General features: G+C 44.7%; 1 pseudogene. It reads right to left on the reverse strand.

Annotation, left to right across the window (positions count from 1 at the left end):
• Positions 1–561, reverse strand: a pseudogene (locus tag BHE89_RS19880) (type VI secretion IcmF C-terminal domain-containing protein); the annotation flags it as partial.

A 561-nucleotide genomic window follows, 5' to 3' on the forward strand; every position in this document is an offset into this window, starting at 1 on the left:
AATTTGGGCATCTTCCAGTAAACGAATAATGCCCCAGACGCCACGATAATCACCATAAATACGCGTGCCTGTGTTTGTGGTTATCCAGCTCAGTGATGCCCCAGAGGCAACGGTATCCGCTGGCCAGACAAAACGCTGCCATTGGGGTTGCTGGTTATTGTAAAGAAGAGATTGTCTATCTATCATTAAATGCGTTTGCATAATGTTGGGTGAGGTACCTGGGCGTAATTCAAAGTAAAAGACGTGCTTCACCATTCGCAAAAACAACATCCCCCAGATAGCTGAGTTTATCTAAGGCTTTTAAAAACTCGGGATTAAAGGTTAAGCCTTGGGCATTGGTGGTATCGGGTACCCAATGGGTGCCTTCTTTACGCAACACTCCGTTGAGATGGCTTTCAAGAAAACGCTGAATACGCCCATTATCAGGGCGTAAATATTGTGCCATTAAAGGTAATGAAATTTCACTTTGGGTATTTTTAAGGGGATAACGACCTCCAAAGGCGTTATTCCAGTCATTTACCACCGCATTGCGCCATTGCGTATTAATACCTTGCGACGTCG

The organism is Shigella sp. FC1967 (assembly GCF_001743005.1).
Lineage (GTDB): Bacteria > Pseudomonadota > Gammaproteobacteria > Enterobacterales > Enterobacteriaceae > Proteus.